The 13,858-nt window shown below is 72.4% G+C and carries 13 protein-coding genes; 5 read left to right on the plus strand and 8 right to left on the minus strand.

Going from position 1 to position 13,858, the window contains the following annotated elements:
• Positions 1–22: 22 nt before the first annotated feature.
• Genes ACFPGP_RS01505 through ACFPGP_RS01515 form a run of 3 tightly spaced genes read right to left on the minus strand, consistent with a single transcriptional unit; the run spans position 23 to position 1,102 of the window.
• On the minus strand, positions 23–196 hold the full coding sequence (locus tag ACFPGP_RS01505; protein WP_378585910.1) for an HIT domain-containing protein: 174 nt from the start codon (positions 194–196) through the stop codon (positions 23–25).
• Complete coding sequence (locus ACFPGP_RS01510; RefSeq protein WP_378585913.1) at positions 186–470, minus strand: HIT family protein; 285 nt, start codon at positions 468–470, stop codon at positions 186–188. Before ACFPGP_RS01510 ends, ACFPGP_RS01505 begins: the two co-directional genes overlap by 11 nt.
• On the minus strand, positions 467–1,102 hold the full coding sequence (locus tag ACFPGP_RS01515) for an HAD family hydrolase (protein ID WP_378585916.1): 636 nt from the start codon (positions 1,100–1,102) through the stop codon (positions 467–469). Before ACFPGP_RS01515 ends, ACFPGP_RS01510 begins: the two co-directional genes overlap by 4 nt.
• 131 nt (positions 1,103–1,233) lie before the next feature.
• On the opposite strand from ACFPGP_RS01515, the gene ACFPGP_RS01520 reads away from it, so the two are divergent.
• Positions 1,234–2,187 (plus strand): acyl-ACP desaturase, encoded by a 954-nt coding sequence (locus tag ACFPGP_RS01520; RefSeq protein WP_378585919.1) that lies wholly within the window; start codon positions 1,234–1,236, stop codon positions 2,185–2,187.
• Between the two features lie 73 nt (positions 2,188–2,260).
• On the opposite strand, the gene ACFPGP_RS01525 is transcribed toward ACFPGP_RS01520, so the two are convergent.
• The gene (locus ACFPGP_RS01525; RefSeq protein WP_378585922.1) at positions 2,261–4,231 is read right to left on the minus strand and encodes a hypothetical protein; all 1,971 of its coding nucleotides are present in this window, start codon (positions 4,229–4,231) and stop codon (positions 2,261–2,263) included.
• A gap of 146 nt (positions 4,232–4,377) precedes the next feature.
• On the opposite strand from ACFPGP_RS01525, the gene ACFPGP_RS01530 reads away from it, so the two are divergent.
• The gene (locus ACFPGP_RS01530) at positions 4,378–5,133 is read left to right on the plus strand and encodes a YqjF family protein (RefSeq protein ID WP_378585925.1); all 756 of its coding nucleotides are present in this window, start codon (positions 4,378–4,380) and stop codon (positions 5,131–5,133) included.
• A 41-nt stretch (positions 5,134–5,174) separates the two neighbouring features.
• Complete coding sequence (locus tag ACFPGP_RS01535; protein ID WP_378585928.1) at positions 5,175–6,080, plus strand: NAD-dependent epimerase/dehydratase family protein; 906 nt, start codon at positions 5,175–5,177, stop codon at positions 6,078–6,080.
• A 3-nt stretch (positions 6,081–6,083) separates the two neighbouring features.
• On the opposite strand, the gene ACFPGP_RS01540 is transcribed toward ACFPGP_RS01535, so the two are convergent.
• Positions 6,084–7,004, minus strand: a complete 921-nt coding sequence (locus tag ACFPGP_RS01540) for a carbon-nitrogen hydrolase family protein (RefSeq protein WP_378585931.1) — start codon at positions 7,002–7,004, stop codon at positions 6,084–6,086.
• Between the two features lie 168 nt (positions 7,005–7,172).
• Between ACFPGP_RS01540 and ACFPGP_RS01545 the strand changes: the two genes are divergently transcribed.
• Together ACFPGP_RS01545 and ACFPGP_RS01550 are read left to right on the plus strand one after the other, a co-directional pair.
• On the plus strand, positions 7,173–9,344 hold the full coding sequence (locus ACFPGP_RS01545) for an oxidoreductase (protein WP_378585934.1): 2,172 nt from the start codon (positions 7,173–7,175) through the stop codon (positions 9,342–9,344).
• A gap of 59 nt (positions 9,345–9,403) precedes the next feature.
• Entirely contained in the window at positions 9,404–11,923 is a 2,520-nt protein-coding gene (locus ACFPGP_RS01550; RefSeq protein WP_378585937.1) for an FAD-dependent oxidoreductase, read from the plus strand.
• Here ACFPGP_RS01550 and ACFPGP_RS01555 read toward each other — a convergent pair whose 3' ends face one another.
• The 3 genes from ACFPGP_RS01555 to ACFPGP_RS01565 are packed head-to-tail and all read right to left on the minus strand — an operon-like array spanning position 11,924 to position 13,783.
• Positions 11,924–12,709 carry an MOSC domain-containing protein gene (locus tag ACFPGP_RS01555; RefSeq protein ID WP_378585940.1) on the minus strand — a complete coding sequence of 262 codons (786 nt, stop codon included), beginning with the start codon at positions 12,707–12,709 and terminating at the stop codon, positions 11,924–11,926.
• A gap of 17 nt (positions 12,710–12,726) precedes the next feature.
• Positions 12,727–13,068: a cupin domain-containing protein gene (locus ACFPGP_RS01560; RefSeq protein ID WP_378585942.1), complete on the minus strand. Its 342-nt coding sequence runs from the start codon at positions 13,066–13,068 to the stop codon at positions 12,727–12,729.
• Between the two features lie 10 nt (positions 13,069–13,078).
• Positions 13,079–13,783 (minus strand): lysoplasmalogenase, encoded by a 705-nt coding sequence (locus tag ACFPGP_RS01565; RefSeq protein ID WP_378585944.1) that lies wholly within the window; start codon positions 13,781–13,783, stop codon positions 13,079–13,081.
• Positions 13,784–13,858 lie beyond the last annotated feature (75 nt).

Genomic DNA, 13,858 nt, shown 5'->3' on the forward strand with positions numbered 1-13,858 from the left:
CACTCGCAGGGTGCGTCCAGAGTCATTCGCCCGACGCGATGGCGTCCTTGATGGCCTGCGCGTCGACGTCGAGCAGCGACCTCCCGCGTTCCAGCGGCTCCGGGACGACGGTCCAGCCGTCTCCTGCGTAGCGAGGGATCACGTGGAGGTGGACGTGGAGGACCGTCTGGAAGGCGACCTCGCCGTCACAGACCATGACGTTGATCCTCCTCGGCGCCCAAGCGGGACCGGCGCAGCGCTCGCGAGAGGTCGTGACCGACCGACCACACCTGAGCGCCCGTGGCTCGATCGAGGTCCTCCAGGCCGACCGCGTGCGTGCGTGGTACGACGAGCAGGTGGCCGGGTGTGACCGGGTGCAGGTCCATGAAGGCCACCACGGCCTCGTCCTCGTGCACCACGCTTGCCTCGGCCTGTCCGGCCACGATGGCGCAGAAGATGCACCCTTGCTCCCGCGTCGTGCCCTGGCTCATGGGGCAACCATGCCGGTGAGCTGGCGCAGGGAGTCGCTGCGCCAGGTCGCCAGCGAGAAGTCCTGTCCCCGGGTGAAGTCGTTGTGGACGACGGCGCAGTCGATGCCGGCCGCCACGGCGGAGGCCAGGCCCCGGGCCGAGTCCTCCACCACCAGCGCCTCGTGGCGGTCGGCACCGAACCGCTCCAGGGCCGTCAGGTACGGCTCCGGGTGCGGCTTGGCCTGCTGGTAGTCCTCGCGCACGAGGACGAAGTCCATGAACGGGACGATCCGGCGCTGCTCGTGGATGAGGTCGAAGTCCACCCGCTTCGCGGTCGTGACGACGGCCATGCGGACGTGCCGGGCCAGCTCGGCGAGCGCGTCGACGACACCGTCGATCTCGATGGCCTCGGTCCGCAGGTACTCCTGGTAGTAGGTGTCGCGGAGCTCGCGCTGCCTGGTGATGGTCGGTTCGCCGACCCCTGCCGCCCTGGCCCGGGCCCACGTGCCGAGCCCCCGGCTCATGTCGTGCAGGTAGTCGTCCCGGTCCAACGAGAGGCCGAGGTCCGCCAGGGCGCGCTGACCGGCCCTGAAGTACCAGGGCTCGGTGTCCACCAGGACCCCGTCGTGGTCGAGGAGGAGGTACTTCTTCACCGGTCGATCCTGTCGCAAGGCGCCCGCAGGCGTCGCCGGTCCCCCGTGCGCAGGCTCCGTGACGGCGCGCGCCGACGTAGCCGGCGGGGCCGGGGGCGTACGCTCGCACGCAGCCGACCGAGGGAGTGCCCGTGAGCTCTGCGAACCATCTGCTGGAGGCGCTGGAACCTGTCGTCGCCGAGAACCTCGACCGCCACCTCGGGATGGCCCAGGAGTGGCACCCCCACGACTACGTCCCGTGGAGCGAGGGTCGCGACTTCGCCTTCCTGGGTGGCGAGGACTGGGCTCCGGAGCAGTCCCGGCTCTCCGAGACCGCCAAGGCGGCGATGATCACCAACCTGCTGACCGAGGACAACCTGCCGTCCTACCACCGCGAGATCGCCACCCGGTTCGGTCGCGACGGGGCGTGGGGCACCTGGGTCGGTCGCTGGACCGCGGAGGAGAACCGTCACGGCATCGCCATGCGCGACTACCTCGTCGTGACCCGCGGCGTCGACCCGGTCGAGCTGGAGCGCGCCCGGATGGACTACATGACCTCGGGCTACGACTCCGGTGACAAGACGCCGCTGGAGGCGGTGACCTACGTGTCGTTCCAGGAGCTCGCCACGCGGGTCTCGCACCGCAACACCGGCAAGGTCACCCACGACCCGGTCGCCGACCGGATGCTCGCCCGGATCTCCAAGGACGAGAACCTCCACATGGTCTTCTACCGCAACATCGTGGCGGCGGCGCTGGAGATCGCTCCCGACGAGACCATGCGCGCCATCGCCGACGAGGTCATCGGCTTCGAGATGCCCGGCGCCACGATGGCCGGCTTCCGACGCAACTCGATGATCATCGCCAAGGCCGGGATCTACGACCTGCGGCTGCACCACGACGACGTGATCATGCCGATCCTGCGCCACTGGGACGTCTTCGACCGCACCGACCTCGGCGAGGTGGGCGAGCGGGCGCGCGACGAGCTCGCGACCTTCCTCGAGGGGCTGGACACCCAGGCGTCCCGCTTCGTCGAGCGCCGCGCCGAGCACCGCGCGCGCGTCGCCGCGCGGGCCGACAGCGACGGTACGCCCGACATCGCCTCCTGACCCGGCCTCCCGCGGCACGCCGCGGCCGCCGCACTCCCGGGGCTGGACCCGGGAGGCGGCGGCTGGCGGGCGCTCAGCCGAGCGGTTGCACCGCCGTGATGTGCGTGCTCCAGTTCGCGTAGAAGCTGCGCCGGTAGCCGCACGTCGTGTCGAGCGCGAACTCCGCGTCGGTGCACTGCGAGGCCGTGTACTCGCTCGCGAACCACATCGTGCCGTCGGGCGTGACCGTCGCGGCGCCGTAGTCGCCCCAGCGCGGGTCGTAGCCGCCCTCGCCGGTGGCGGTGAAGCCGTCGTTGGGCCCGACCCCCTGACCCGTGACCTGCACCCGTTCCGGCGCCTGGCCCGCCCGGAACCTGGCGACCGCTGCGCTCGGGTAGTAGCTCGGTCCGGCGAGTGTGGCGCCGATCGCGCCCGCTCCGGTCGGGCCGACCGCGATCGAGGGGTAGGTCAGGTTGGCGCCCTGCACCGCGACGTAGCCGTTGCCGCCCAGCGACGCCGACAGCGCACCGCTCTGGCTGGGGTGGAGCACGAACCAGGCGACGCCGGTCCGCTGCTTGATGGCCTTCCACGCTCCGTTGTTGGTGTTGTACCAGGCGGCGCCCGACCCGGTGAGCGGGGTGCCGGTGGTCAGGTAGACGTCACCGTCGTGGAGCCACGCGCCGTAGACCTTGCCCGAGTTGCCGGCGTCGAGCACGCTCGGCGACTTGATGCTCGGGTAACGGACGCCGATGCACGACACGGAGTTGACGCAGTCGAGCAGCGGCGTGGGGCCGTTCTGCTGCTGCGCGAACCCGGGCGTGGCGTAGGGCTGGGTGGCCACGCTCGTCTCCTCCAGCGCCAGGTCCGGCGAGTCGGTGTCGAGCGACGAGGTGTTCGTCAGCGAGTAGAGGGCGATCGACCTCGCGAGGCCCGCGGTGAACGGCGAGCCCGACATCCCGAAGTACATCGTGCCGCCCTGCGAGGTGGCCCACTCGGCGGGCAGCGCGTTGACGGGCTGCATCGTGTAGGACAGGTCGTTGTACGACGACGTGGGGACGTTCTCGAACATCTGCATCGTCGGGTCCTCGACGCCGGCGACCAGGTCGTCCTTGGAGAGCGCGTAGACCTGGGCGCCGTTGAACCCGTCGCCGAAGAACTCGAACTCGTTGGTCGTGATGTAGAAGCCGTGGGCGTCCATGCCGATCTGCGGGTAGTCGCCGAAGCACGCTGCCTCGAGGCAGCCGTGGTCGGGGGTGCCGTTCTCACCGTTGTTGGTGGTGTCGATCGACCAGATCTGCCACGCGCCCAGCGGGTCGTCGGTCTCGCTGACGGCCAGCCACACCTGGTTCGTGCCGGTGAAGTCGCCGGTGGTCGGGTCCTGGTCGAGGTTCGCCGACGTCACGAACCACCGGTCGGTGGTCGGGTCGTAGAGGCAGGCGGTGTCGAACATGAAGGGGCCGTACGGGCCGCTCGGACGCACGATCGCCGGGGGGAGCTCGTAGAACTCGTTGAGGGAGAGGCCGACCGAGGGACCGTCGGGGAAGGCCTTGGTGCCGGCGATCAGCGGCGTCCCGGACTTGGTGTAGACCTGCACGACGGAGTTGACGATCTCGAAGACGTAGTCGCCACCGACGCAGAGACCCTGGTCCGGCGGCTCGCCGGAGAACGCGTTGCCACCGTCGGAGTAGCGGCTGTCGAAGTGGTTGGAGCCCTCGAAGCTGCTGGTGACCCCGTTGGGGTTCTGCGTGACGGGCACCGACGCGGCCGACGGCGGCCGGACCTTGCCGTTGAGGACGTTCGACCCACCCTGGGGCGAGTTCTGGCGGGCCTCGACCTCGGGACTCTTGGTCTCGTTCCCGCCGAGGGCATCGCCCGGGGTGGGCAGCCCTGTCGCCGCCGGCGCCTTCGCCTGGGTGGCGAGCGGCGCCCGCTCGCCGACGTAGCGGGCGGGTGATGGCGAGTGCTGCGACGTGGCGGACGAGGCGTCGGTGGTGACACCGACCACCGCCCCGGCGGCCATCAGGCCGATGACACTGGCAAGGGCAAACGAAGAACGTGAGCGCACGACTGCCTCCTCGAGCGTGTCCCCCCAACGTCGCTGACGGTGCCACCGCGCCGTCGCGGGCACAAGCCCCAGAACTCGGTATGTACGACCGGTCGCCCGATGCGGCCCCCGAGACGACTCGTCCGCGCCCGACCTAGGCTGGCGACGTGAGCGACTCCGGTGTCGAGCCCGTCTCCGCGGAGGCGCCGGAGCTGACCGGCCGGGTGATGATGAACCAGCGCTGGTGCGACCTGACCTTCCTGCACTGGGCGGCCGCCCCGGAGGAGGTCGCGCACCGGATGCCGCCCGGCGTCCGCCCCGACACCCTCGACGGGGTCACCTACGTCGGGCTGATCCCCTTCCGGATGGTCGACGCGGGCATCGCGCGCGGTCCCGGCGTCCCGTGGCTGGGGTCGTTCCTGGAGACCAACGTCCGGCTCTACTCCGTCGACGACACCGGACGACGCGGCATCGTCTTCCTCAGTCTCGACGCCGACCGGGCGGCGGTGGTGGCCGGTGCCCGCGCGGCGTTCGGCCTGCCCTACCGCTGGGCGCGGATGCGCCACCGGGCCGACGGCGACGTGCACACGTACGACGCGCGGCTGCGCCGGCGCGGGTCGCGACCGGGGAGCCACGTCGTGGTCCGCGCGGGCGAGCGGCGCACACCGACCGCGCTCGACGACTTCGTCAGCGCGCGCTGGGGGCTGCACGTGCGCTGGTGGGGGCGCACCCTCTACGTCCCCAACCAGCACGAGGCCTGGCCGGTGCACGACGCCGAGGTGCTGGCTCTCGATGACGGCCTCATGGCCTCGGTGGGGCTGCCCGGACTGGCGGACCGGCCGCCCGACCACGCCGCCTTCAGCCCCGGTGTGCGCACCGAGTTCGGCCTCCCCGGGGACGCGAGGCGCCCGAGGCAGCGGTGACCGGGAGGGGTCGCGCAGGCGCCCGCAGGGTAAGAAGGTCCATGCGCATCTTCCTCACGGGTGGCAGCGGCAAGGCCGGCAAGCACGTCGCGCCCTACCTCGCCGAGCAGGGCCACCACGTCACCAACGCCGACCTCGTCCCGCTGGGACACCCGGCCGTCGCGGACCTCCGCGTCGACCTCACCGATGCCGGCGAGACCTGGTCGGCGCTCGCGGGGCTCGCGACGTTCGACGAGCTGGACCTGCCCGAGAAGCCGGCGTACGACGCGGTCGTGCACCTCGCCGCGGTCCCGGCGATCCTGCTCAGGCCCGACGCCGCGACGTACGCGACCAACGTGCTGAGCACCTACCACGTCCTGGAGGCGGCGACCCGCCTCGGCGTGCGCAAGGTCGTGTTCGCCTCCTCGGAGACGACGTACGGCGTCTGCTTCGCCCAGGGCGAGCGGCGGCCGCTCTACCTCCCCGTCGACGAGGAGCACCCGACCGTGCCGGAGGACTCCTACGCGATGTCGAAGGTCGCCAACGAGGTGACCGGGCGCTCGTTCCAGGCCCGCACCGGCGCCGACGTCTTCGGGCTGCGGATCAACAACGTGATCGAGCCCCACGAGTACGCCGAGAAGTTCCCGGCGTTCCTGGCCGACCCGTCGCTGCGGCGCCGCAACTTCTTCGCCTACATCGACGTGCGCGACCTGGGCCAGATGGTGCAGCGCTGCCTCGAGACCGACGGGCTGGGCTACCAGGTCTTCAACGTCGCCAACGCCGACATGTCGGTGGCTGCGACCACGCAGGAGATCCGCGACCGCTTCTACGACGGGGTCGAGGTGCGCCGGGAGATGGGCCGCGACGAGACCTTCTACGCCATCGACAAGGCGCGCGACCTTCTCGGTTTCGACCCGCGCCACTCCTGGCGCGACGTGCTCGACGACCCCGGCGCCCAGGAGGGTTGAGGCTCAGCCCGGGCCGTCCCCGTCGAAGATGACCGCGCGCTTGGCCCGCGTGTCGACGTGGAGCGTGAAGACGTCGGGTCGCGCATAGTGACCCACCGGGTCGAACATCCTCCGCTGTGCGTGCACCGCGGCCACGTCGAGGTCGGCGTAGAGGATCTCCTCACGCTCCGACACCGGTCCCGCGATCACCTCACCGCCCGGGGCGACGATGGTGGTGTAGCCGCGAGACATCCAGTCGTCGTCCACGCCGTAGAGCGTCCCGCGCAACGGCTCGGGCACGTCCGAGCCGCGGAGCAGCGGCGCGACGCCGATGACGAACTGGCCGCCCTCCTTGGCGATGTGGCGCAAGGTGGCCACCCAGGTGTCGCTGTTGTCCCACGTCGGTGCCAGGTAGATGTCGCAGTGCTGGGCATAGATCGCCGCCCGGGCCAGGGGCATGTAGTTCTCCCAGCACAGCAGCCCCCCGACGACTCCGAAGGGCGTACGGATGACGCCGAGCTCGGAGCCGTCCCCCATCCCCCACACCGTCCGCTCCCCGCCCGTGGGCATGAGCTTGCGGTGTCGCTGCAGGACCTGCCCGTCCGGACCCAGGTACAGCAGGGTGTTGTACAACGTGCCGCCCTCGATCTCGGTCACCCCGATCACGACGTACGCCGACGCCGCCGACGCCGCTTCCCCGATCCGCTCCAGGGTGGGTCCGGGCACGCTGACCGCATTCGCATGGAGGAGCTGCATGAACGCTGCATCGCGCCACGCAGGGGTGCGCCACACCCAGTCGGGGTAGGCGGGGATGAACGACTCGGGAAAGACGATCAGCTCCGCGCCCCGCCCTGCGGCTTCCCCGACCAGGGCACAGACCTTGTCGGCGGTCGCCTCACGGTCGAGGAACACCGGAGTTGCCTGGACGGCGGCCACACGAACCATCGGTTGTCCCAGCGTCGTCGGGAAGTGCCCCGGCCGTCCCCGCACGGGAACAGCCGACCGCGGCCAACGTGGGCCGGCCCCGGTGCCAGTGTGGACCGGGTACGGGCTCGCGTCGAGCGCAGAGCGCAGAGCACGAGGGTCTGGCCCCGGAGCCGTCCTTCTGCCTTGATGGGTCTCGTGGACCACGAGAGCCGGCCGGGCCGAGCCCCAGCCCCGATCTCCGAGCTGGGGAAGGATCCGCGGCTGGACGCACGGCACGCCGTCCTCTTCGAGCCGCTGCAGGTCGGGCCGAAGCTGCTGCCCAACCGCTTCTACCAGGTGCCGCACGCCAGTGGCTTCGGGACGGACAGGCCGCGCGCCCAGGCCGCGTTCCGGGCGGTCAAGGCCGAAGGCGGCTGGGGCGGGGTCTGCCTCGACTACGCCCCGATCAGCCGCGACACCGACGAGACTCCCGAGGTCGGCGCGAACCTGTGGGACGACCAGGACGCCCGGGCGCTGGCGATCTCGGTGGAGGCGATCCACGCGCACGGCTCGCTGGCCGGGATCGAGCTGCACCACGGTGGCGCCGAGAGCACCAACGGGGACAGCAGGAACCACCGGCTCGCACCGAGCCAGGTGGCGTCGGCGCAGACCTGGGCCGGTCTCGCCAAGGAGATGACCGTCGACGACATCGAGCGGGTCCGTGCCGACTGGGTCCGGGCGGCCCGGCGCGCCCGGGACGTCGGCTTCGACATCGTCTACGTCTACGGCGCCCACGGCTACCTGCTCACCCAGTTCCTCTCGCCGCACACGAACCGACGCACGGACGGCTACGGCGGCAGCCTCGCGAACCGTGCCCGGCTCTTCCTGGAGACCATCGAGGCCGTCGCCGAGGCGGTGGGCCGCGACTGTGCCATCGCTGTCAGGACCGCCGTACACGGACGCGACGGGCTCCCCGGGATCGACATCGACGACATGCTGGGCTTCATCGGGCTCGCCGACCCGATGGTCGACCTGTGGGACGTCAACGTCGGCAGCTGGCCCGAGGACTCGGGGAGCTCGAGGTACTTCCCCGAAGGCCACCAGCGGCCCTGGGCCTCCCGGGTCCGTGAGGTCTCGAGCAAGCCCGTCGTCGGCGTCGGCAGGTACACCAGCCCCGACCTCATGGCCGAGGTCGTCCGTTCCGGTGCGGTCGACCTGATCGGGGCCGCCCGCCCCGCCATCGCGGATCCGTTCCTCCCGCGCAAGATCGCCGAAGGTCGGCTGGCGGACGTCCGCGAGTGCACCGGCTCCAACGTGTGCATCCTCCGCGAGGAGGCCTTCGACCGGGTCGGGTGCCTGCAGAACCCCTCCGCAGGTGAGGAGTACCGCCGGGGCTGGCACCCCGAACGCCATCCGCCCACGGTCACGCCCGACACGAGGGTGCTCGTCGTCGGGGCAGGCCCCGCCGGTCTGGAGTGCGCGCTCGTGCTGGGACGGCGGGGCTACCGCGCGGTCCACCTCGTCGAGGCGGAGGACGAGGTCGGCGGCAAGCTCCGGTGGATGCGGCGCCTGCCGACCTTGGGGGACTGGGGTCGGGTCCTGGACTGGCGGCAGGTCCAGCTCGACCAGCTCCCCGAGGTCGAGGTCATCACCGGCCGCCGACTCTCTGCCGCCGAGGTGCTCGAGTACGGCGCCGACGTGGTGGTGCTCGCCACCGGCTCCCGCTGGCGCGACGACGGGGTGCAACCCGGCCGCCCCGACCCGCTCGTCGGTGCGGACCTGCCCGACGTGCTGACGCCCGAGCAGGTCGCCGGCGGGCTGAGACCGCGCGCCGGCCGGGTCGTCGTCTACGACTGCGAGGGCTACCTCGTCGGGTCCGGTGTCGCCGAGCTCCTGGCGGACGAGGGTTCCGAGGTGCACCTGGTCACCCCCTTCCCCGTGGTCTCCCCGGTCTCGGACCACACGCTCGAGGGCGAGCACCTGCGCGCGCACCTGCACCGGCGAGGAGTCCGCACCCATCGCGGCATCACTCTCGACGGTTTCGACACCGGGTCGGTCTGGGGGGAGGACGACCTCGGTGACGCCTGGCGGCTCCCCGCAGGAGGCCTGGTCCTGGTCACGCAGCAGACGTCCGACGACCAGCTCTTCCACGAGCTGTCTGCCGACGTCGAGGCGCTGCGCGACGCCGGGGTCGTCGCCCTCCACCGCGTCGGGGACGCGGTGGCCCCCCGGATGACCTCCGAGGCGGTGTTCGACGCGCACCGGCTGGCCCGGGAGCTCGACAGCACGGACCCGTCGGTCCCGCTCCCGTTCCTGCGCGAACGCGTCAGCCTGCACGAGGAGGACCGAGCGCGACGCCCCGGACGACCGGGAGCCTGAGCGGCGCGTGCTGCGCCGACCCATTGAACAGCCGTTCAACCAGTGGCAGGCTGCGCAGCATGTCGCTGGACTTCACGGCCATCAACCCCGCCGCTGCCCGGGCCGGCGAGACCACGCAGGCCGGGTCGGGCGACCTGCCGGAGCGGGCGCAGTACGTCGTCGTCGGCGGCGGCATGGTCGGGACGTCGATCGCCTACCACCTCGCCCTGCTGGGGGCGACCGACGTCGTGCTGCTCGAGCGCAAGCAGCTGACGTCGGGCACCACCTGGCACGCCGCGGGCGAGGTGGTCTCGGGCGGCGCCAGCGAGGACGCGCTCTGGATGGCGCGCTACTCCGCCGAGCTCTACGCGCGGCTGGAGGAGGAGACCGGGGTCGCCACCGGGTTCCGCCGGTGCGGCTACCTGCAACTGGCCACGACAGCGCGCGCCGACGAGAACCTGCGCCGCGAGACGGCGTACATGCGGTCGGTGGGGATGACCAAGGACGTGCTGTCGCCGCGCGAGGTGGCCGACCTGGTGCCTCTGATGCGCACCGACGACGTCGTCCACGGCTTCTGGACGCCCGACGAGGGGCGGGCCAACCCCGTCGACGTGACGATGTCGCTGGCCCGGGGCGCGCGGCAGCGCGGGGTCCGGATCTTCCAGGACACCGAGGTCACCGACTTCGTCCTCGACCACGGCCGGGTGGTCGGGGTCCGCACCGACCGGGGTGACGTCGGGTGCGAGAAGGTCGTGCTGGCCGCCGGCCTCTGGGGCCGCGAGCTGGCGGCGAAGGCGGGGGTCACCGTGCCGCTGCAGGCCGCGGAGCACTACTACCTGCTCACCGAGCCGATCCCGGGAGTCACTCCGGAGTCCGTGCCGGTGATCGAGGACGGCGAGGCCTACGGCTACTACCGCGAGGAAGGTGGCGGCCTGCTGGTCGGGATGTTCGAGCCCGTCGGCAAGGCGTGGGCGCTCGACGGCACGCCGAGGGACAGCGCCTTCGCGGTCCTGCCGCCCGACTGGGAGCGGCTGGCGCCGTTCCTGGAGGTCGCGATGCGGCGCTTCCCGGCGCTCGAGGACGCCGGCATCCGCACGCTCTTCTGCGGACCGGAGAGCTTCACCGACGACCTGTCGCCGATGCTGGGGGAGTCGCCCGAGGTCGACAACCTCTACCTCGCCTGCGGCCTCAACTCGATCGGCATCCTCTCCGGCGGCGGGCTCGGGCACGTGATGGCGCAGTGGATGCTCGAGGAGCACCCGCCCATCGACGTCACCACGGTCGGAGTCGACCGGGCGCACGAGTTCCAGGCGACGCGGCTCTTCCGCCGCGAGCGCACGGTGGAGCGGCTGGGCTTCCTGCTCAACGACCTCTCCTGGCCCAACGCCCAGCCGCGGCTCGGACGCCACGTCCGCCGCTCGCCGTACCACGCCCAGCACGTCGCGGACGGCGCCCACTTCGTCGCGACGAGCGGGTGGGAGTACCCCGACTACTTCGCCGGCCCGGGCGTGACCCCGACCGTCGAGTGGGGCTACGCGCGCGGCGAGGCCTTCGAGCGCACCCGGGAGGAGCACCTGCGGGCCCGCGACAGCGTCGCGATCTTCGACATGTCGCTGATGTCGCACCACCTCGTGCAGGGCCCGGACGCCTGCGCCGTGCTCAACCGGGTGTGCGCCAACGACGTCGACACGGCACCCGGGAGAGTTGTCTACACGCAGTGGCTCGACGACCGCGGCGGGATCATCGCCGACGTCACGGTGACGCGGATGGCCGACGACGCGTACGTCGTGGTGAGCGGCGACAACATCCACCGCCGGGTGCCCGCCTGGATCCGCCGGCAGACCCGGGCGGGGGAGTTCCTCACCGTCACCGACGTGACCAGCGGGCACGCGATGCTGTCGGTGCAGGGGCCGCGCTCGCGCGAGCTGCTCCAGCGGCTGAGCCCCGACGACTGGTCCGACGCCGCGTTCCCCTACCTCACCGCGCGCAAGGTCGAGCTCGGCTACACCCCGCTCTGGGCGTTGCGCGTGACCTACGTCGGGGAGCTGGGCTGGGACCTGCTGGTGCCCACCGAGTTCGGCGCCACGCTCTACGAGCAGCTGCGCGAGGCAGGAGAGGACCTCGGTCTCCTCCCGACCGGCCTCGGCGCGCTGGAGACCATGCGGCTCGAGAAGGCCTTCCGCGACATGGGCCACGACATCGACTCCGGCGACACCCCGCTCGAGGCGGGGCTCGGCTTCGCGGTCGCCTGGGACAAGCCCGGCGGCTTCGTCGGGCGCGACGCCCTGCTCGCGCAGCGCGAGGCGGGCCCGCCCTCCGCCCGGCTCGTCAACGTGCTGCTCGACTCCCCGGACCACGACCTGGTCGGCGACGAGCCGGTCTACTGGGACGACCAGCCGGTCGGCCACGTCCGCAGCGGCGGCTTCGGCCACTCGCTCGGTGCGGCCTGCGGCATCGCCGGCCTCACCCGCGAGGGCGGCGTGACTGCCGGCGGGCTCGCCGCGGGGAGCTTCGAGGTTGACGTCGCCGGCACCCGGGTGCCGGCCCGCGTCTCGCTGCGGCCCTTCTTCGACCCTGACCGGTCGCGGATCCTCAGCTGATCACGCGTCGCCGACGGGCGTGAGCCGGTCGCCGAGGGAGACCCGGCCCGGCTCGACGACCTCGCCGTAGACGCCGAAGTGGGCGCCGACCCCGAACTCCGACTCCTGCCGGCCCCGGTAGGAGGTGATCAAGCGGAGCGTCTGCAGGTCGACCTCGCCCGAGTCGGGGTCGCGGGTGGTCGCGGCGCACCGCTTGACCGGGCCGCCGGCGCGCACGACCGCACCACCGACCTCGAGGAGGCTCCCCGCCCAGGAGTCCTCCACGTGCGGGTCGCCGCCCGAGAACTCGACCAGCATGCGGAAGCGTCGCGCGTCGAGCCCGTCGGCGCCGTGACGGGCGAGCTCGTCGAGCGAAGCGGTGCCGACCAGCGTCACGGGCCACACGTCGTACGCCGAGCCGCGGGCGTGCAGGAACCGCACCGGCTTGCCGACGAGGTCGGAGAAGAGGGCGCTCCACGCAGGGTCCGCGACGGTGTCGGCGACGACGGTGCGGACGCCCCACAGGTCGACGGTGACGGCCGGGCCGGGCTCGGCGACCCCCTCGATCACCACCTCCTGCCCGCGGGTGATCGCGAGGCGACGGGAGGCGCTGTCGTACGCGGCGGTCAGGCCGAAGAGGCCGCGGTTGGCGGTGCAGCTCTGGACCTCGCCGTGGTCGTCGACGAGGAAGAAGACCCGGTCGCCGAGCGCGCCGTCCGACGTCAGCTCGATCGAGTCGGGGTGGTGCAGCGCCAACCCCTTGACGGGCGTGGTCGACAGGCGGGTGACGCGGTAGGCGGGGTCCACGGACGGCTCCGGGGCGGTCAGCCGGCCGAGCCGCGGGTGGCGACCGTCAGCAGCACCACCGCGTCCGTGCGAGCGGCGAGGTCGTGGCGCTGCTGCGGGATCACCAGGTGGTCCCCGACCTCGGCCTCCCACTCGTCACCGGCGGCGTGCAGCGTCACCTGGCCCTCGATCACCTGCAGGGTGGCCTCGCCCGGGGCCTCGTGCTCGCCGAGCACCGTCCCGGCCTGCATCGCGATCAGTGTCTGGCGGAGGTCGTGCTCGCGACCGCCGTACAGCGTGACCGACGAGCGCCCCGACCCCGCCGCGCGGGCGGCCTCGAGGTGTTGCCGGGCCAGGTCAGTCAGCGAGGTGGTCTGCATGGGGCCCACCCTAGGCCGCGCGCGCGACTCCCACCGCGATCAGGCCCTGGGCCGCCGTGTAGGTGGCCATCACCGCGGACTCGACGGCGGGGCGGGGCTCAGGGAGGACGAACTCCTGCACCGCGAGCAGGGTGTCGGAGACGAGGAAGAGCGCCGTGCCCGCCTGCAGCGTGCGGCGCGCCCCCGGCGGCAGGGCCGGGTCGAGCATGCGCGAGGTCGCGAACATCGCCGAGAGGATCGTCGCGTAGGCGGCGACCGGGCCGCGGAGGCCGGGGTCCTTCCGGCCCGCAGCGAGGCTCATCACGGGCGCCGTGGTCAGCCACAGGCCGCACGCCACCTTGAGGCCGGTGGTGTCGTACTCGTCGCTCCGGCCGCGCACCGACAGGAAGGCCGCGATGTAGGCGACGTGCGCACCGAAGAACGACCCGACGCCGGCCAGGAAGGCCCGCTCGCTCGTGCCGAGCAGCGCCACGTCACCGCCCCACGACAGCGCCTGGGCGGCCACCGTGCCGGTGCGCAGCCGGTCGGTGCCGGCGGGAGCGCGCCCGCCCCGGGTGCCCGACACGAACGCGGTCGCCAGCGTCGGCATCAACGCAGGTTTGAGGACGCGCCTCAGCCGTCGGGCCCCGGCACCGCTCCTGCCCGCCGCCACGGTGTCGGCGACCGACAGGGCGGCGTACGCGGCACTGGACAGCACGGTCGTGGCTCGGGGCATGCCCCCATCGTGGGGCCTGCCGGCCGCGTCCGCCCGGTCGTCCCGCGCCTCGGCAGGTAGCGGCCAGGTGTCGGA

Origin of the sequence: Nocardioides taihuensis, assembly GCF_042657275.1 — a bacterium.
GTDB classification, from domain to species: domain Bacteria; phylum Actinomycetota; class Actinomycetes; order Propionibacteriales; family Nocardioidaceae; genus Nocardioides; species Nocardioides taihuensis.

Coding starts and splice junctions, on each gene's coding strand:
- ACFPGP_RS01510 (WP_378585913.1), bottom strand. CDS start 470: ATGAGCCAGGGCACGACGCGGGAGCAAGGGTGCATCTTCTGCGCCATC.
- ACFPGP_RS01560 (WP_378585942.1), bottom strand. CDS start 13,068: ATGCAGACCACCTCGCTGACTGACCTGGCCCGGCAACACCTCGAGGCC.
- ACFPGP_RS01565 (WP_378585944.1), bottom strand. CDS start 13,783: ATGCCCCGAGCCACGACCGTGCTGTCCAGTGCCGCGTACGCCGCCCTG.
- ACFPGP_RS01505 (WP_378585910.1), bottom strand. CDS start 196: ATGGTCTGTGACGGCGAGGTCGCCTTCCAGACGGTCCTCCACGTCCAC.
- ACFPGP_RS01550 (WP_378585937.1), top strand. CDS start 9,404: ATGTCGCTGGACTTCACGGCCATCAACCCCGCCGCTGCCCGGGCCGGC.
- ACFPGP_RS01545 (WP_378585934.1), top strand. CDS start 7,173: ATGGGTCTCGTGGACCACGAGAGCCGGCCGGGCCGAGCCCCAGCCCCG.
- ACFPGP_RS01535 (WP_378585928.1), top strand. CDS start 5,175: ATGCGCATCTTCCTCACGGGTGGCAGCGGCAAGGCCGGCAAGCACGTC.
- ACFPGP_RS01540 (WP_378585931.1), bottom strand. CDS start 7,004: ATGGTTCGTGTGGCCGCCGTCCAGGCAACTCCGGTGTTCCTCGACCGT.